Raw genomic sequence first — 17,324 nt, forward strand, 5'->3', positions numbered from 1 at the left:
ACGGCCGCACACCGGCGCGCGTCCAGGGTCAGTCGTCCCCGACCAGATCCAGCCCCCGGGCCGTCCGCAGCCCCACCTCCGGGGCCGGCCAGCTGCGGGTGAGCCGCTGGGACACGCCGCGCCACCAGGGACGGGTGGGCAGTTCGCCGTCCGGTTCGAACGGCGCTCCCGGCACCGGGACCGCGACGGACTGCCCGACCGCCTCCCCGGCCGCCAGCGTCCACTCGCCCGGCTCGGCCCACGGGTGCGGGGCGAGGTTGAAGGTGCCCCAGTGGATCGGCAGCAGCACCCCGTGCGGGGTGCCGCCCTGCAGGTCGAGGTGGGCGCGCACGCCCTCCTCGGGAGTCATGTGGATGTCCGGCCAGAACTCGCTGTACGCCCCGATCTGGATCATCGTCGCGTCGAACGGCCCGTGATCGGCGCCGATCTCCCGGAAGCCGTCGAAGTAGCCGGTGTCGCCGCTGTGGTAGATCCGGTGCCGCTCACCGGCGACGACCCAGGACGCCCACAGCGTGTGCTGGGTGTTGCGCAGGCCGCGGCCGCAGAAGTGGCGGGCCGGGGTGGCGGTGAGGGTGAGGTTGCCGCCCACCTTGGTGTCCTCGTGCCAGTCCAGCTCGCGCAGCCGGCTCTCCGCGACGCCCCAGCGCTCCAGATGCGCGCCGACGCCGAGCGGCACCGCGAACAGGGTGTCCGTGCCGGCCAGCGCCTTGATCGTGGGCATGTCGAGGTGGTCGTAGTGGTCGTGGGAGATGACGACGACGTCGACCGGACCGAGGGCGGCGAGCGGCAGCGGCGCCGGGTGCAGCCGCTTGGGGCCGGCGAACGGGAACGGCGAGCAGCGCTCGCCCCAGACCGGGTCGAACAGCACCCGCTGTCCGTCGATCTCGGCGAGCACGCTGGAGTGGCCCATCCAGGTCAGCCGCAGCCCCGAGGCCGGCGGCCGGGCGAGGTCGGCGAGCGTGGTGGCGTGCACGGGGACCGTGCCCGTCGGGGAGCGCCGGGGCCGGGCCTCCTTGTCGAAGTAGACCTTGGCGAAGTCGGTCGCGGAGCCGGCGGGGCGGGTGCGGGCCGGGCCGCCGGGGTTCACGAACACCCCGTCCTCGAAGTGGGGCGAGCGGCGGATGCGCGCCATGCGCTCACCTGCGGGGTCGGCGCCGAAGGCCGCGGGCCGCAGCGCGCGGAGCCCGGAGCTCATGGGACGGGAGCCGGTCACGGCACCTCCAGGAAGAGTCGGGGCGTTCCATTATGGTCCGCTGCCGTCGGCACCGGCGCGGGGACGGGGCGTGTGCACCGCTCGTCCACTCTGGCCGGGCCGGTGCGCGGCGCGCGGCCTGTGTTTTCCGCCCACCGGCCAGGGGCACGCGCAAGAGGGAGGACCCAGGAAAGGACCGCCATGAGTGCCGGAGAGAAGGCCAAGGCCAGGGCCGAGCAGGTGGTCGGGAAAGCCGTGCGGAAGGTGGCCCACGCGGTCGGCGACAGGACGACCGAGGCGAAGGGCGCCGCGCTGGAGGCGCGCGGCAAGGCGCGCAGCGCCAAGGAGAAGGCGAAGGGCGCCTTCGGACACTGACCATCACCGGGAGACGGACGAGGCGCGGCAGCGCGCCGGAGGCCGTCGGGTAACGGAGAACCGGGCTGCCGCGCTGCAAGAGGTGAGGTGTGCCGTCACACTGGGCCGTCACCCTGAGCCGTCACGCTGAGCCGCCCCATGGCCGGCGAGGCCATTTTTCACAATCATTACGTTTGTCGCTCTATAAAGTCCCCGTAAACCCCTGTGGTTGGGGCAGGACAGCGCAGTACGGTTCCGGCGCTCGGCAGTAGGAGATCCAGTGCGGCCGTAGGGGCGGCCGCCACTTACGCCGAAGAAGCCGGAGTCGGTCCATGCATGTGTATTCCGCACGGCGCAGATCGCGCCGCGGGGCGGACAGCGGCGGCAGAGCGGCACTCGCCGCCGTCGCCGCCGCGCTCCTGATAGCGGGGACGGGATCCGTCGTCGCGTACGGGGCGAGCGACACGGACGGCAGCCACCATGACGTGGCGGGCGAGGAGTCCCACGAACTGATGGAGTCCCTGGACTCGTTCAACGAGCCGAGGCTCTCCCCCAGCGGACAGATCGCGCCGGGCGCGTACGCCGGCGCCTGGGCACACATCAGGAACATGCCGGTCAGGACCGGCAATTGGAGCGAGGTCACCACTTCCCCGTACGACGAGGACGCGCCGCACTACCGGGACCGTTCCGCCTCCAACTCCGGCGGAGGCGCGGGGCACTCGGCGGGCCGTATCGCCGCACTGGCCACCGATCCGACGCACCAGGGCGTGGTGTACGCGGGCGCCGCCGGCGGTGGCGTGTTCCGCTCCGCCGACGACGGCCGGACCTGGACGCCGATCGCCGACCGGCTGCCCGCCCTGTCCGTCGGCGCCCTCGCGGTCGCGCCCGACGGCTCGCTGTGGCTGGCCACCGGCGAGGCGACCACCGCCTCCGACAACTATCTCGGCAGCGGCGTCTACCGCCTCGCCGACCCGGTCACCGGCAGCTTCGCGGAGAGCGACAAGGTGGGCGGTACGGAGCTGGATTCGGCCTCCATCCACACCGTCACCTTCGACAAGGCCGCCGGCTACGTCTTCGCGGCGTCCTCGCACGGCGTCTTCCGGCGTCCGCTGGCGGCGGGGCAGTCCACCGCCTGGACCAAGGTCCTGGCCCCCTGCGCGGGCGTCGGCATCGGCGGCGTGGCCTGCGGAGTGGACGGCCACTACGCGGACATCGCCAACGACATCGCCGTACAGCCCGGCAGCGACGGCAGGAAGCTGCTGGCCAACGTGGCCTGGCGCGGCGGCGCCGCGTACAACGGCTTCTACTACTCCGACGACGCCGGCACCACCTGGAAGAGGGCCAACCCGACCGGTGCGATCAACCCCGCCGAGATCGGCAACGCCGCCTTCGCCTACGCGGCCGACGGCAGCAGGCTGTACGTCTCGATGGAGTCCCCGAAGCTGCTGAACAAGTCCTCGGGCTCCGGCGTCTATTCGGTCCTCGCCGGCGTGTACGTGAGCCCGAGCGGCAACGCGAGCGGCTCGTTCCAGCAGATCGCGAACTCCTCGTCGCTGTCGACGAGCGGCTCCGCGATGAAGGTCAACGAGATCGGCGCCGGCTACCAGCCCGGCTCCCAGTCCTGGTACGACCAGGTGATCGCGGTCGACCCGAGCGACCCGGACCATGTCTACCTGGGCCTTGAGGAGATGTTCGAGTCCCGGAACGGCGGCGCCACCTGGAAGTCGATCGGCCGGTACTGGGACTTCGGCATGTCCTGCTTCTCGTACGACCCGGCCGCGAACTCCTGCGACGGCGACGTGATGCACTCCGACCAGCACGCCCTCGCCTTCTCCCAGTGGAAGGGCGGCACGCCGGAGGTCTTCGTCGGCAACGACGGCGGCGCCTACGCCCGTCCGACGACGCAGACGACCGCCGGCTGGCGCAACCTCAACGAGTCGGGCACCCTGCGCAATCTGCAGTACTACTCGGTGCGCGCCGGGAGGATGACCGACGGCAGCGGTGACGCCGTCTGGGGCGGCCTGCAGGACAACGGCGTCTCCCTGCTCGCCCCCAAGAGCGCCACCTACCAGGGCGCGCAGCTCAACCCGACCGGCGAGATGGTCTCCCCGTTCGGCGGTGACGGCGGCGACCAGCTGGTCAACCCCGCCAACGGATGCCAGACGGTCGGCGAGTACGTCGACCTCGCGCTGCAGATCACGAACAACTGCGGCTACACCGCGAGCGACGACGGCTCCGAGGACGTGATCACCGACATCGCCCCCGGCGACCCGGGGGCCCGCTTCATCGCGCCGTTCAGCGCGGACGAGACCGACCCGAACGGCCTGTGGGTCGCGGGCGGCCAGTACGTGTGGGGCAACACCAAGACCTGGCAGAGCACTTCGGGCGCCGACTGGACCAAGCTGTACGACCTGGGCGCCGGGCACTCCGCCTCGGCGGTCGCCAGCCGCAGCCATGTGACGTGGGCGGCCTGGTGCGGCCCCTGCTCGGCGGTCGACGGGACCTTCGGACGCGGTATCGCCACCGACTTCGGCGGCACCTGGCACCAGGTGAACCTGCCCGCCGCCTTCCCCAACCGCTACATCTCCTCGCTGGCCATCGACCCTGCCGACGCCTCCGGCAAGACGGTCTACGCGGTGATCAACGGCTTCTCGCGGCACTGGAACGAGGGCCCCGGCGCCGGCTACGGCCACGTCTGGAAGACCGCCGACGGCGGCGCCACCTGGACGGACGTCAGCGGCGACGCCTCGGCGTCGGACTCCTTCCCGGACGCCCCCGCCAACGCGGCGCTCGTCACCAGAAGCGGCACCCTGGTGGTCGCCACCGACCTGGGCGTGTTCACCAGCACCTCGACGGGTCACTGGGCCCGCCTGGGCACCGGCCTGCCCACCTCGCCGGCGGTCTACCTCTCGCCGAGCCCGGACGGGGGTCAGCTGTACGTGGCCACCCACGGCCGCGGCATCTGGAAGACGCGGACGCCGTGACGCCGAGGCCCCCGGACCGATCGGGGCCCGGGGGCCTTCGTCGCGCTCACTGGCCGGCGCCGGTCAGGGCTTCCGTGATCAGCCGGGTGGCGAAGTCCTGGTCGTCGGTGAGCCGGTTGATGTGCTCCGCGAGCAGGAAGGCCGTGGCCTCCAGGGGGTTCATCTCGTCCCTGGTCCATTCTCCGTACTGCCCGCGCCACAGGCTGGGGCTCAGACCGGTGCCGGCCGCGACGAGCAGCCCGGCCATCATGGGGATGGCCTCGGGGCGGATGCTTCTGGGCATCATGCGCATCGAGGCGACGAGGTGGGGCACGACGTACTCGATGACGTCCCGGTCGTGGTCCTCGTAGGCCATCCGCAGCCACTGCATGAACATGTAGATGATCGTGCACGTGCCGTCCAGCAGGTCCTGGGCTCCCGTGGGACCGAGGGAGGCGGCGAACCGGTCGGTCAGTTCCCGTTGTTCGGGATCGGTCCCGGTCCTGCCGTCGTGGATGGCCCTGATCCGGGAGTCGATCATCATGAGTGCCGCACCCACATCACCGGCGGGAGCGCGCTGGGGGTCGCAGGGGGATGACACAGGATTCCTCCTCGCACGACCGCGCCGGGCAACGCGGCCCTGTCGGTACGGTAGACCGTCGCTCACCTCCTGCGGGCGGCCACCAGGGCGAAGGACAGTCCCGGGACAGGGCTCCCTGACGTCCCTCACCTGGCCCTGGGACGCCTTCGACCGGCACGGACCTGGGAGGGGGCCCGGACGCGTCTGCTCGCACGAGGTGTTCGCCCCGACGCGCTGCACTAGGGTGAGGCGCCGTGGCGAGAGTGCGGTTGAGCGTGACGGAGCGGCGGGGGGAGATCCTGCGCGCCGCCGTGGAGCAGATCGAGGCGCGGGGCGTGGCGGCGGTGCGGATCGCCGACGTGGCCCAGGCGCTCGGGGTGAGCAACGCGCTGGTGCTGTACCACTTCTCGACCAAGGAGAAGCTGGTCGCCGCCGCGTTCGCCTACGCGGCCGAGGCCGACCTCGCCCGGCTGCGCGAGCTGCTCGCCCGCCGCACCACCGCGACGCGCCGGCTGCGCGCGGCCGTGCGCTGGTACGCGCCGACCGGGCAGGCCAAGGGCTGGCGGCTGTGGATCGAGGGCTGGGCGGCGGCGCTGCGCGAGCCGGCGCTGCGGGAGCTGACCCGGGACCTGGACCGGCAGTGGAAGGCGGCGCTGGCCGAGGTGGTCGCCGAGGGCGTGGCCGCGGGCGAGTTCACCTGCCCCGACCCCGCCGCCACCGCGCTGCGGCTGACGGCTCTGCTGGACGGGCTCGCCGTGCAGCTGACCTCCTACGGCGGTACGGTCGCCCGGACCCGGGCGCAGGAGTGGGTCGACGAGGCACTCGCCCGCGAACTGGGGCTGACCCGCGAGGAGTTGACGGCTCCGGGGAAGTGAGCACCGGGGCGGCCGTCGGATCCGGCGCGGTGGCCTCGTAGAGTCCCCGGGGTGAACCAACTGCACGCACCGGATGCCCACTTGCCCATGCTGACGGAGGCGCAGGCCACGCGACTGCGCACCCTCGCCGTCGACCACCTGCGCGCCCGGCACGGCACCGACGCCGTCGTCACCGGCGCGGACGTCCTGCACGACGGACACCGCAACCCGCTGACCTCGCTGGCCCAGCGCTGCCGGGACATACCCGAGGAGCACTGGCCGGAGGTGGTCCGGCAGCACTTCGCGCGCCTGGAGAACGCCTCCCGGGGCGAGGAGGACGCCGGGGAGCTGCTGCGCGGGGTGCGGCTGCGGCTGCTGTCCGACGACGCCCTCCCCGAGGGCGGCTTCCGGTACGTGCGCCCGGTCGCCGACGGGCTGATCGCGGCGCTGGCCCTGGACTCCGCCGAGTCGGTGCGCCTCCTGCACGACGGCGACGTGGCGCGGGCCGGCACCGAGGAGCTGTGGGCGGCTGGCCGGGCCAACCTGCTGGCCGAGCCCGTACGGCACGAGGAGGTGCGCACCCCGTCGGGCGCGGTGCTGCACTCGGTGTACGGCGACTCGCACTTCGTCGCGAGCAAGGCGCTGGTGCTGCCCGAGCTGGTGCGGGCCGTCACCGGCCGGGAGCTGCCGGAGGCCGGGGCGCTCGTGGCCGTCCCGACCCGGCATCTGCTGGCGTTCCATCCGATCGTGGACGGCACGGTCGTGGACGCGGTGAACGACCTGGGGTCGTACGCGCTGGGCGCCTGCCAGGACGGGCCGGGCTCGCTCACGCCGCGGCTGTACTGGTGGCACCGGGGGCAGTTGGTGTGTCTGACGCACATCGACGAGGAGACGCGCTCGCTGTCCGTGGAGCCGCCGCGGGAACTGCTGGAGACGATGAAGCGCCTGCGCGCCGGGCAGGCCGGAGGCCCCTCACCCTTCGCCGCGGCGCTGGCGCACGCCCACGCCCAGGCCGCCGACGACCCCGACGCGGCGCGGATCGAGAGCTGGGAGGCGTGGGTGCGGGCCATGCAGACCGGCTCCGCGCTGTTCGCCACGCCGGACGCCCCGCAGGGCGACGGCCGGGCCTGGCTGGACGCGTTCTGGTCGGCGCTGGTGTGCCGCGAGGGCGAGCGGCTGACGCGGCTGTGCCAGGTGCCGGTGGAGGCGCTGCGCCGGGCCGGCGCCGCGGACGACTACCTCTTCCACTGGATCGGCACCCTGCAGGCCTACGTCCTGCGGCGCCCCATGGACGAGGTCGCCGACCAACTGGTCACCACCATCCGCACGTCCGACCCGCAGGTGGCGACCGGCACCCCGCGCGACCTGCTGAACCTGGTCGACTACCAGCCGATCGCGCTGTTCCACCGGTTCATCGCCCGGGACCAGGAGAAGTTCGCGGCCGTCCTCGCCGAGGCGCTCGAACACCACGCCCGTTACTGGCAGGGCTCGGCCGACCCGCGCGCGCTGGTCGCCCTGGGCCCGTTGGCGCTGGCCTGCCTGGCGTACGACGCGGGCTTCCCGGTGGACACCTCGTCGCCGTGGCTGCCCCGGCATCTGGTGCAGCGGTCCTGGTACGGCGAGTTCCCGACCTGACGGCCGCGGAGGGGGCGGTGCTCGGCGGGCCCGCCCCCTGCGCTGCGGCCCAGGCTCAGGCGACGGCCGCGATACGCATCTTGATGTCGTCCGGGGACAGCGTGCCCTTGGCGGTCACATGGTCGCCCGAGGACTCGCCGCGCAGCCGGCGGCCGATCCACGGCACCAGGTACTCGCGCGCCCAGTGGACGTCGTCGCGCCGCACGTCGAGCGTGCCGCGCGGCGGCAGCGGCGGCCAGGGCTGCTCGGGGTCGGCCGGGACCTTCAGGCCGAGCGCCTGGCCGGCCCGCAGCGCCACCCGCGTGTGCCCCTCGGGCGACAGGTGCAGCCGGTCCTCGTCCCAGGCGCGGCGGTCCTGCACGGACCTCAGCGACCACAGGTCGAGCACCGGGCAGCCGTAACGGTCGGCGATGGCCCGCACATGCCCGTTGTAGGTGGCGATCTTGCCCCGCAGATGCTTGAGCAGGGGCACGCCCCGGGTGTCGAACCCGGTCGTCACCATGACCGTGCCGGCCACCGCGGCGAGCTGGGCGACCGCCTTCTCGAACCGCTCGGCGACCTCGTCGGGGTCGGTCCCGGGGCGGATGATGTCGTTGCCGCCGGCACAGAACGACACGAGGTCCGGGGCGAGTTCGACGGCCCTGGGGACCTGGTCGGCCACGATCTGGTCGAGGAGTTTGCCGCGCACCGCGAGGTTGGTGTAGGTGAAGTCGCCCTCGGGCCGCCGGTCGGCGAGGAGTACCGCGAACCGGTCGGCCCAGCCGACGAACTGCCCGTCGGGGCCGGGGTCGCCCACGCCCTCGGTGAAGCTGTCCCCCACCGCCACGTACGACCCGATCACTGCTCTGCTGTCACTCTTCGAATCGTCTGCCACAGCAGCCCATGATTCACCCTCGAATGTGACCTACGCGACCGTAGGAAGGGGTTGACGGTCGGTGAGATAAGCCACTCCTAAAGGCTTGGCCAAGGAGGGAATAGGCGACGGGGCCGCCCGGGTGCGCCGAAGGCCGGACACCCGGGGATCGGGGTCCGGCCTTCGACGGCGTGTCAGACGGACGGCGGCCGCCGGCCGGTGGGGTGTCAGCCGACGGTGACGCCGTGGGCGCGCAGGTAGGCGACCGGGTCCACGTCGGAACCGTAGTTCGGCGTGGTGCGGATCTCGAAGTGCAGGTGCGGGCCGGTCACGTTGCCGGTCGCGCCGGACAGGCCGATCTGCTGGCCCGCGGTCACGGTCTGGCCGGCCGAGACGGACAGCTGGGACAGGTGGGCGTACTGGGCGTAGTAGCCGTCGTTCAGCTTGATGACGACCTGGTTGCCGTAGGCGCCGCCCCAGCCGGCGGAGACGACGGTGCCCGCGCCGACGGCCTTGAGGGAGGTGCCGGTCGGGACGACGAAGTCGACACCGGTGTGGTAGCCGCTGGACCACATGCTGCCTGCGGTGTGGTAGGCGGTGCCGATGGTGGCGCCGGCGACCGGGAGGGTGTAGCCGGTGGCGGTGGTCTCGGCGGCCTTGGCGGCGGGCTTCTGCGCGGGCGCCTCGGCCTTGCGGGCCGTCGCGGTCTTGTGCGCCGTGGCGGTCTTGTGGGCCGTGGCGGCCTTCTTGCCGAGGGACAGCTTCAGGCCGGGGTGGATGAGCGACGGGTCGCTGCCGACGACCTCGCGGTTGTCCTCGTACAGCTTCTTCCAGCCGCCGGCGACGTGCTGCTCGTCGGCGATCTTCGAGAGGTAGTCGCCGCTCTTCACGGTGTAGACGCGCACACCGGTCGCCGGCGCCTTCTTCCCGGCGGACGCGGGGGCCTGGACGGCCTTGTCCGAGACGGACTGGGCGGCGGCCTGCGGCGTGGCGGCGTGCGCGCCGGCGGCGCTCATGAGCGGCAGCGCGAGCGCGGCGCCACCGGTGCCGGCGACAGCGAGAGTACGGGCGAGACGCTGGGTCTTCGGACGGCGGTGCTTACCCTTCGCGGGCATGGCGAATTCCTCTCCGGCGCCTGCGAGGTGAGCTGTCGGGTTCGGGCGGGAGATGCCCGGCCGCGCCTGGGCGCGACTTCACCCCAAAGCCGTTCCGGGAACCGGAACAGGCGGTCGTACCTGTGGGTCCCCCGCTCCTGCCGTACGTCGGGTGGGTGGGTGCGGTGCGCCGGACGGCGGCAGGATTCGGCGTCCGTCCGGATTCGGTGGGGAACGTAAGCGAGTAGGACGCACAGGGACAAGCAGAAGGTTGCGCGAAGGGGCTTTTCTCGTGATCGAATTCTGGAATCGACCGTCACACTGGGTGAATTCGATCTGCTTTCAGCTCCCCAATACGCCAGTAAATCCACCGTCATTACGTGGACATGACGCGCGACGGACGGTCACGGTTATGACGCTCCTCACGCGGCGGTATTCCAGGAGGCCTTATTTCGCAGCGAGTTGGCGGTAAGGCTCCATTTCGGACAGAAGGCCCAGATACGACGCAGGCGGATAACCGACCCATTCGGGTGTGGCCATGGCAACCGGTTGCCCCGGGAATCCATGTCGTATCGTCGAGAGGCACCCGTCGGCCACCTGAGCCGCGCCGGCGGGCGGACTGGGAGGAGCCGTTCGTGACGCAGCAGGTGCCGTCGACCGAACCGGAGCTGGCCGGAGTGCGCAACTTCCGTGACGTGGGCGGACTGCCCACGACCGACGGACGACGGGTGCGGTACGGGGTGCTGTTCCGCAGCGGCCACCTCGCCCACGCCACACAGGAGGACGCGGCCTACCTCTCCTCCCTGAAGCTGCACACGATCTTCGACTTCCGCAACGCCGCCGACCAGAAGCTGGAGGGCCCGGACGTCGAGCTGCCGGGCGTGCGCAACGTCAACCTGCCGCTGTCGGACCCGGCGGACGGCGCCGAGTTCTGGAAGCTGGTGCGCGACGGCGACCTCGAACAGCTGCGCGGCATCCTCGCCGACGGCAAGGGCGCGAACCGGATGATCGCCTCCTACCGCATGATCATCAAGGAGCGCACGGCCGAGCACTCGCAGGTGCTGCACGCGCTCGCCGAGGACAGCGTCCCCGCCCTGATGCACTGCGCCGCGGGCAAGGACCGCGCGGGTCTGTCCATAGCGGTCACCCTGCTCGCCCTCGGGGTGGAGCGCGACGCCATCGTCGAGGACTATCTGAAGTCCAACGAGAAGCACCGCCGCTACAAGGTGCGCCGCAGCGCCTCCGCCGAGTCGGCCTACACCCCCGAGGTGATGGAGCTGCTCAGCCCGCTCTTCGACGCCCGCGCCGAGTACCTCACCGCGGCCATGGACACCATCGAGGAGACCTGGGGCGGCGTCGACCCCTACCTGGAGAAGGGGCTGCGGCTCACCCCAGAGGCCCGGGAGCGGCTGCGCGAGCGCTTCCTCGACTGAGGCGGCCCGTCCTCACTGGTTGGCGCCCACCTCGAAGAGCAGCCAGATGAACCCGGCCAGGATGTGCCCGACGATCAGATAGATGATCAGCCGGATCCACAGGGTGCGGGGGAACTTCTCCTCACGATCGCTCATGGCCTCTCTCCGGGGTGGGCAGGGCCCAGGCACAGCGCGGCCGTGGGGCTCTGCAGCAGGGTGTGGACGAACAGCAGCTCAAGACCGCCGGGGTCCTCGGCGGCGATACGGTGCGGGGTCAGCGAGTCGAAGTGCGCGCTGTCGCCCGGACCGAGGCGGTGGGTGGCGTCCCCCAGGCGCAGCCTGAGCCGCCCGGACAGCACGTACAGCCACTCCTCGCCGGGGTGCACCCGCACGATGTCGCCCTGCGCCCCGTGCGGCACGTGCACCCGCAGGGCCTGCATGCCGCGGCCGGGCGCACCGGCCTGCCAGTACGTCCAGCCGCCGGCGGCCGTGGGCTCCATGTCGGCGGCGCGCACGACGGAGTCCCGGTCGGCGACGCTCTCGCCGAGCAGTTCCGAGACGGTCGTACCGTAGATACGGGCGAGCGCGAGCAGCATCGGCAGCGAGGGCTGGCGCTGTCCGGTCTCCAGCCGGGACAGATGGGCCGGGGACAGCCCGGCGGCGCGGGCGGCGGCCTCCAGGGTGAGACCGGCGCGGCGGCGCAGGGCGCGCAGCTGCGGAGCGACGGCCGGCAGGTCGCCGGCCGGTTCCGCGGACTCGGGGATGCTCATGCCTCCATTCAGCCGCAGCCTTGCCTCCGCGGCAAATTTCTTGCCTCAGAGACAAAAGCCGGGAGAGGCCCTCATCGGTGGGCGACCGCCCAGCCCGGGCCGGGCCGTCACCGGTGGGCGACCGCCTGCTTGATCAGCGTCTTGCCGAAGTCCCACATCAGCCCGCTGCCGCTGTGCGCGTCGTCCATCACGGCGGTGAAGGCGTCCACGAAGCGGTCCACGTCGGCCTCGTCGATGATCAGCGGCGGGATCAGCTTGATCACCTCCAGATGGTCGCCGGACACCTGGGTGAGGATGCGGTGCCGCTGGAGCAGCGGTACGACCACCATCTGGGCGAACAGTCCCTTGCGGGCGGCCTGGAGCATGGCCCAGCGGCTGCGCAGCTTCAGCGACTGCGGCCGGCCGAACTCGATGCCGATCATCAGGCCCCGGCCGCGGACGTCGGCGAGCAGCTCGTACTTGTCGACGAGCGCGGTGAGCCGGGACTTCAGCAGCTCCCCGGTCCTGCGCACCCCGGCGACGATCTGCTCCTGCTCCATGACCGACAGCACGGCGAGGCCGCACGCCATCGCCTGGGCGTTGGAGCCGAAGCTGGCCGAGTGGACCAGGACGCGGTCCATGGACGAGTAGACCTTCTTGAAGATCCACTCCTTGCCGAGGGTGGCCCCGACCGGCACATAGCCGCCGGAGAGGGCCTTGGCCACGCAGACCAGGTCCGGTTCGACGCCGTCCTCGTGCTGGTGGGCGTAGAAGTCGCCGGTGCGGCCGAGGCCGGTCTGCACCTCGTCGGCGATGAGCAGCGCCTTGTGCCGGTGCAGCAGCTCCTGCGCGGCGCGCAGATAGCCGGGCGGGGCCTCGTACACCCCCTTGCCCTGGATCGGCTCGACGATCAGGGCGGCCACGTCGCCCTTCTTCAGCTCCCGCTCCAGCGCGTCGAGATCGCCGAGCGGGATCGCCGTGTCGGGCAGCAGCGGGGCGAAGCCGTCGCGGAAGCCGGACTCGCCGTTGACCGACAGCGAGCCGGTGGTCAGGCCGTGGAAGGCGTGGTCGCAGTACAGCACGCGCCCTCTGCCGGTGGCGTACCGGGCGAACTTCAGGGCCGTCTCCACGGCCTCGGTGCCGCTGTTGCCGAAGAACACCCGGTCCAGGTGCGGACTGTGCGCGAGGAGCCGTTCGGCGAGCAGACCGGGCAGCGGCTGGCAGTCGAAGCGGGTGAGATCGGCGAGGCCGAGGTCGAGGACGTCGTGCAGCGCCTTGCGGACGACGGGGTGGTGGCGGCCGAGGCCCATCACCCCGAACCCGGCGAGCATGTCCAGGTAGTCGTTGCCGTCGGCGTCGTAGAAGTGGGCACCCTCGGCACGCTCGTAGACCTTGTCGAAGCCGATGGTGCGCAGCATGCGCGGGAGCTGGGCGTTCAGGTGCTTCGCGTGCAGCTCGTAGCGTTCGGCGCCGCGCTCGGCGAGCAGGGCGCCGAGGTCGAACTCGGTGGTCATTCACTCTCCTTGGCTGTGCCGTCCGCGTCCTTGACGGCCAGGCTCGCGCTGATCCGGCCGGCCACCTCGACGGGCGTGAGGCCGATGTCGGCCAGCAGCTCGCCGCGCTTGCCGTGGGCCAGGAACTGCTCCGGGATGCCGAAGCGCCGCAGGGGTACGTCGACGTCCGCGTCGCCGAGGGCGAGGGCCACGGCGCTGCCGACGCCCGCGGCGCGGCTGTTGTCCTCGACGACGGCGACCAGCCGGTGCTCGGCGGCCAGGCCCGGCAGCGCGGGGTCGACGGGCTTGACCCAGCGCGGGTCGACGACCGTGCAGCCGATGCCGCGGGCCTCCAGCAGTTCCGCGGCCTGCAGGCACACCGGCGCCATCACGCCGACGGCGACCAGGAGGACCTCGGGAACGTCCGCCGAGCGGTGCAGCACGTCCAGGCCGCCCACCCGGTCGATCGCCGGAATCGACGGGCCGACCGACTCCTTCGGGAAGCGGACCAGGGTCGGCGCGTCGTCCACGGCGACGGCCTCGCGCAGCTGGGCGCGCAGCTGGTCGGCGTCGCGCGGGGCGGCGATCCGCAGACCCGGCACGACCTGGAGGACGGACATGTCCCACATGCCGTTGTGGGAGGGCCCGTCGGCACCTGTCACACCGGCGCGGTCGAGGACGAAGGTGACCCCGCAGCGGTGCAGGGCGACGTCCATCAGCAGCTGGTCGAAGGCGCGGTTGAGGAAGGTGGCGTAGACGGCGACGACCGGGTGCAGCCCGCCGGTGGCCAGGCCCGCCGCGGAGACGGCCGCGTGCTGCTCGGCGATGCCCACGTCCCACACCCGGTCCGGGAACCGCTCGGCGAAGGCGCCGAGGCCGACCGGGTGCAGCATGGCCGCGGTGATGGCGACGACGTCGTCCCGCTCCTCGCCGATCCTGACGATCTCGTCGCCGAACACCGACGTCCACGACGGCCCGTCGGCCGGGGTGAGCGGCGCGCAGGTGAGCGGGTCGATGACGCCGACGGTGTGGAAGTGGTCCGCCTCGTCGCGCAGGGCCGGCTCGTAGCCGCGCCCCTTGACCGTGAGGCAGTGCACCAGCACCGGGCCGTGGAACCGCTTGGCACGCCGCAGGGCCGACTCCACCGCACGGATGTCGTGCCCGTCGATGGGGCCGACGTACTTCAGGCCGAGGTCCTCGAACATGCCCTGCGGCGCGAAGGCGTCCTTGAAGCCCTTCTTGGCGCCGTGCAGGGACTCGTAGATCGTGGTGCCCACCACGGGCGTGCGCAGCAGGACGTCCTTGCCCCAGGCGAGGACCTTCTCGTAGGAGTCGGTGGTACGCAGGGTGGCCAGGTGGTTGGCGAGGCCGCCGATGGTGGGGGCGTAGGAGCGCTCGTTGTCGTTGACGACGATGATCAGCGGCCGGTCCTTGGCCGCCGCGATGTTGTTCAGCGCCTCCCAGGCCATGCCCCCGGTCAGCGCGCCGTCGCCGATCACCGCGACGACGTGCCCCTTCTCACGCTGCACCTGGCGGGCCTTGGCGAGTCCGTCGGCCCAGCCGAGCGCGGTGGAGGCGTGGCTGTTCTCGATGACGTCGTGCTCGGACTCCTCGCGTGAGGGGTACCCGGACAGGCCGCCCTTGCCGCGCAGCTTGGAGAAGTCCTGACGGCCGGTCAGCAGCTTGTGGACATAGGACTGGTGGCCGGTGTCCCACAGGATGCGGTCGCCCGGCGACTCGAACACCCGGTGCAGGGCGATGGTGAGTTCCACCACCCCCAGGTTGGGCCCGAGGTGCCCGCCGGTCCTGGTGACCGCCTGCACCAGGAACTCGCGTATCTCTTGGGACAGTTCACCCAGTTCCGCCTCGGACAGCGCCTTCAGGTCGCGTGGTCCACGGATGGTCTCCAGAATGGTCACGCTCGGGCCCCCTCTCGGTCCGTGCCGTACGTCAACTCACCGTCACTGCCGGTTTCCCGGCGGTGGAGCCGGAGCCCTCCCGCTCCATCCGGTCGGCGATCTTCATCGCCTCCTCGATCAGCGTCTCGACGATCCTCGACTCGGGTACGGTCGCGATGACCTCGCCCTTGACGAAGATCTGTCCTTTGCCATTGCCGGACGCGACCCCCAGGTCGGCCTCGCGGGCCTCGCCGGGGCCGTTGACGACGCAGCCCATCACGGCCACCCGCAGCGGCACCTCCATGCCCTCCAGGCCGGCCGTGACCTCCTCGGCCAGCTTGTAGACGTCGACCTGGGCGCGGCCGCAGGACGGGCAGGAGACGATCTCCAGCCGGCGCTCGCGCAGGCCCAGCGACTGCAGGATCTGGATGCCGACCTTGACCTCCTCGGCGGGCGGCGCGGACAGCGACACCCGGATGGTGTCGCCGATGCCCTGCGAGAGCAGCGCGCCGAAGGCGACGGCGGACTTGATGGTGCCCTGGAAGGCGGGGCCGGCCTCCGTCACGCCCAGGTGCAGCGGGTAGTCGCACTGCTCGGCGAGCTGGCGGTAGGCCTCGATCATCACGACCGGGTCGTTGTGCTTGACCGAGATCTTGATGTCGCGGAAGCCGTGCTCCTCGAAGAGGGACGCCTCCCACAGCGCGGACTCGACCAGGGCCTCCGGGGTCGCCTTGCCGTACTTCTGCAGCAGCCGCCGGTCCAGCGAACCGGCGTTCACCCCGATGCGGATCGGCGTGCCGTGGTCCTTGGCGGCGCGCGCGATCTCCTTGACCTGGTCGTCGAACTTCTTGATGTTGCCGGGGTTGACGCGGACGGCGGCGCAGCCGGCCTCGATCGCGGCGAAGACGTACTTCGGCTGGAAGTGGATGTCCGCGATCACCGGGATCTGGGACTTACGGGCGATGGTGGCGAGCGCGTCGGCGTCGTCCTGGGTGGGGCAGGCGACGCGGACGATCTGGCAGCCGGACGCGGTCAGCTCGGCGATCTGCTGGAGGGTGGCGCCGATGTCGGACGTACGGGTCGTCGTCATCGACTGCACCGACACCGGGGTCCCGCCCCCGACCGGCACCGGCCCGACCTGGATCCGCCGCGAGACGCGCCGCGCGGCGAGGGGCCGGGCCGGCACCTCGGGGACCCCCAGGGAGACGGCGGTCATCGCCTCAGTCCCGGTTTCCGGAGACCGTCTCGCGCATGGCGCGCAGGGACTCCTTGAGCGAGCCCATGGTGGCGAGCACGGCGGTGGGCTCGTAGCCGCAGTGGGCCATGCAGTTCGCGCAGCGCGGGTCCTTGCCGCGGCCGTACTTGTCCCAGTCGGTGTCCTCGATCAGCTCGCGGTACGTCGGCACGTACCCGTCGCTCATCAGGTAGCAGGGGCGCTGCCAGCCGAACAGCGAGTAGTTGGGGATCGCCCACGCGGTGCACGGGAAGTCGACCTTGCCCTCCAGGAAGTCCAGGAAGAGCGGCGAGTGGTTGAGCCGCCAGCGGCGCCGGTTGCCCCCCGCGAAGGCCTTCCTGAACAGCTCGCGGGTCTGCTCGACGCCGAGGAAGTGCTCCTGGTCGGGGGCCTTCTCGTAGGCGTAGGCGGGCGAGATCATCATCTCGTCGACCTTGAGGTCGTCGTTGAGGTAGTTGAGCACCTCGATGACGGTCTGCGGGGTGTCGGTGTTGAAGAAGGTGGAGTTGGTGGTCACCCGGAAGCCGCGCTTCTTGGCCTCCTTGATGGCCTCCACGGCCTCGTCGAACACGCCCTCCTTCGCCACGGACTCGTCGTGCCGCTCGCGCAGCCCGTCGATGTGCACGGCGAAGGCGAAGTAGGGGGAGGGCGTGAACTTGTCCATCTTCTTGCGCAGCAGCATGGCGTTGGTGCACAGGAAGACGTACTTCCGCTTGGCCACCAACTGGCGCACGATCTCGTCGATCTGAGGGTGCATCAGGGGCTCGCCGCCCGCGATGGACACCATCGGCGCACCGGACTCCAGCACGGCGCCCACGGCCTGGGCGACCGGCATGCGCTGCTTGAGCACACCCGCCGGGTGCTGGATCTTGCCGCAGCCCTCGCACTTGAGGTTGCAGGCGAACAGCGGCTCAAGCTCCACGATCAGCGGGAACTTGTCCCGCTTGCGCAGCTTCTGTTCGGCCAGGTATGTAGCGACCTTGATGGACTGGCGCAGCGGCATGGCCATAGGG

15 protein-coding genes and 1 riboswitch are annotated in these 17,324 nt (G+C 71.6%); of the genes, 5 read left to right on the forward strand and 10 right to left on the reverse strand.

Annotation, left to right across the window (positions count from 1 at the left end; translation table 11 throughout):
- Window positions 1–28: 28 nt before the first annotated feature.
- Window positions 29–1,195 (reverse strand): MBL fold metallo-hydrolase, encoded by a 1,167-nt coding sequence (locus C3489_RS21035; protein ID WP_103783609.1) that lies wholly within the window; start codon window positions 1,193–1,195, stop codon window positions 29–31.
- Window positions 1,196–1,393: 198 nt separating this feature from the next.
- On the opposite strand from C3489_RS21035, the gene C3489_RS38760 reads away from it, so the two are divergent.
- Both C3489_RS38760 and C3489_RS21040 read left to right on the forward strand, forming a co-directional pair.
- Complete coding sequence (locus C3489_RS38760) at window positions 1,394–1,567, forward strand: hypothetical protein (RefSeq protein WP_181139771.1); 174 nt, start codon at window positions 1,394–1,396, stop codon at window positions 1,565–1,567.
- A 311-nt stretch (window positions 1,568–1,878) separates the two neighbouring features.
- On the forward strand, window positions 1,879–4,530 hold the full coding sequence (locus tag C3489_RS21040) for a glycosyl hydrolase (RefSeq protein ID WP_103783561.1): 2,652 nt from the start codon (window positions 1,879–1,881) through the stop codon (window positions 4,528–4,530).
- Window positions 4,531–4,576: 46 nt separating this feature from the next.
- Here C3489_RS21040 and C3489_RS21045 read toward each other — a convergent pair whose 3' ends face one another.
- Window positions 4,577–5,110, reverse strand: a complete 534-nt coding sequence (locus tag C3489_RS21045; protein WP_103783562.1) for a hypothetical protein — start codon at window positions 5,108–5,110, stop codon at window positions 4,577–4,579.
- A gap of 254 nt (window positions 5,111–5,364) precedes the next feature.
- Here C3489_RS21045 and C3489_RS21050 point away from each other — a divergent pair, with 254 nt between their 5' ends.
- Both C3489_RS21050 and C3489_RS21055 read left to right on the forward strand, forming a co-directional pair.
- Window positions 5,365–5,964: a TetR/AcrR family transcriptional regulator gene (locus C3489_RS21050; RefSeq protein ID WP_181139772.1), complete on the forward strand. Its 600-nt coding sequence runs from the start codon at window positions 5,365–5,367 to the stop codon at window positions 5,962–5,964.
- A 51-nt stretch (window positions 5,965–6,015) separates the two neighbouring features.
- A complete protein-coding gene (locus C3489_RS21055; RefSeq protein ID WP_258054874.1) occupies window positions 6,016–7,578 on the forward strand; it encodes an immunity 49 family protein in 1,563 nt (520 codons plus the stop codon).
- Window positions 7,579–7,633: 55 nt separating this feature from the next.
- On the opposite strand, the gene C3489_RS21060 is transcribed toward C3489_RS21055, so the two are convergent.
- Window positions 7,634–8,419, reverse strand: a complete 786-nt coding sequence (locus tag C3489_RS21060) for an SGNH/GDSL hydrolase family protein (RefSeq protein WP_103783565.1) — start codon at window positions 8,417–8,419, stop codon at window positions 7,634–7,636.
- A 239-nt stretch (window positions 8,420–8,658) separates the two neighbouring features.
- Entirely contained in the window at window positions 8,659–9,546 is an 888-nt protein-coding gene (locus C3489_RS21065; RefSeq protein ID WP_103783566.1) for a peptidoglycan DD-metalloendopeptidase family protein, read from the reverse strand.
- Window positions 9,547–9,550: 4 nt separating this feature from the next.
- A riboswitch (cyclic di-AMP (ydaO/yuaA leader) is annotated at window positions 9,551–9,714 on the reverse strand.
- Window positions 9,715–10,160: 446 nt separating this feature from the next.
- On the opposite strand from C3489_RS21065, the gene C3489_RS21070 reads away from it, so the two are divergent.
- Window positions 10,161–10,958, forward strand: a complete 798-nt coding sequence (locus C3489_RS21070) for a tyrosine-protein phosphatase (protein WP_103783567.1) — start codon at window positions 10,161–10,163, stop codon at window positions 10,956–10,958.
- Between the two features lie 12 nt (window positions 10,959–10,970).
- Here C3489_RS21070 and C3489_RS21075 read toward each other — a convergent pair whose 3' ends face one another.
- The 6 genes from C3489_RS21075 to hpnH form a co-directional block, all read right to left on the reverse strand.
- Window positions 10,971–11,093, reverse strand: a complete 123-nt coding sequence (locus tag C3489_RS21075) for a DUF6126 family protein (protein WP_103783568.1) — start codon at window positions 11,091–11,093, stop codon at window positions 10,971–10,973.
- The gene (locus C3489_RS21080; protein ID WP_103783569.1) at window positions 11,090–11,707 is read right to left on the reverse strand and encodes a helix-turn-helix domain-containing protein; all 618 of its coding nucleotides are present in this window, start codon (window positions 11,705–11,707) and stop codon (window positions 11,090–11,092) included. Before C3489_RS21080 ends, C3489_RS21075 begins: the two co-directional genes overlap by 4 nt.
- Window positions 11,708–11,814: 107 nt before the next feature.
- Window positions 11,815–13,200: an aspartate aminotransferase family protein gene (locus tag C3489_RS21085; protein WP_103783570.1), complete on the reverse strand. Its 1,386-nt coding sequence runs from the start codon at window positions 13,198–13,200 to the stop codon at window positions 11,815–11,817.
- Window positions 13,197–15,098, reverse strand: a complete 1,902-nt coding sequence (gene dxs, locus C3489_RS21090; protein ID WP_103783571.1) for a 1-deoxy-D-xylulose-5-phosphate synthase — start codon at window positions 15,096–15,098, stop codon at window positions 13,197–13,199. The genes C3489_RS21085 and dxs overlap by 4 nt, the downstream gene beginning before the upstream one ends.
- 31 nt (window positions 15,099–15,129) lie before the next feature.
- Window positions 15,130–16,293 carry a flavodoxin-dependent (E)-4-hydroxy-3-methylbut-2-enyl-diphosphate synthase gene (gene ispG / locus C3489_RS21095; RefSeq protein WP_103783572.1) on the reverse strand — a complete coding sequence of 388 codons (1,164 nt, stop codon included), beginning with the start codon at window positions 16,291–16,293 and terminating at the stop codon, window positions 15,130–15,132.
- Window positions 16,294–16,297: 4 nt separating this feature from the next.
- Window positions 16,298–17,320, reverse strand: a complete 1,023-nt coding sequence (hpnH, locus tag C3489_RS21100; protein WP_103783573.1) for an adenosyl-hopene transferase HpnH — start codon at window positions 17,318–17,320, stop codon at window positions 16,298–16,300.
- Window positions 17,321–17,324: the final 4 nt, after the last annotated feature.

The sequence above is a fragment of the Streptomyces sp. Ru71 genome (assembly GCF_002920535.1).
Lineage (GTDB): Bacteria > Actinomycetota > Actinomycetes > Streptomycetales > Streptomycetaceae > Streptomyces.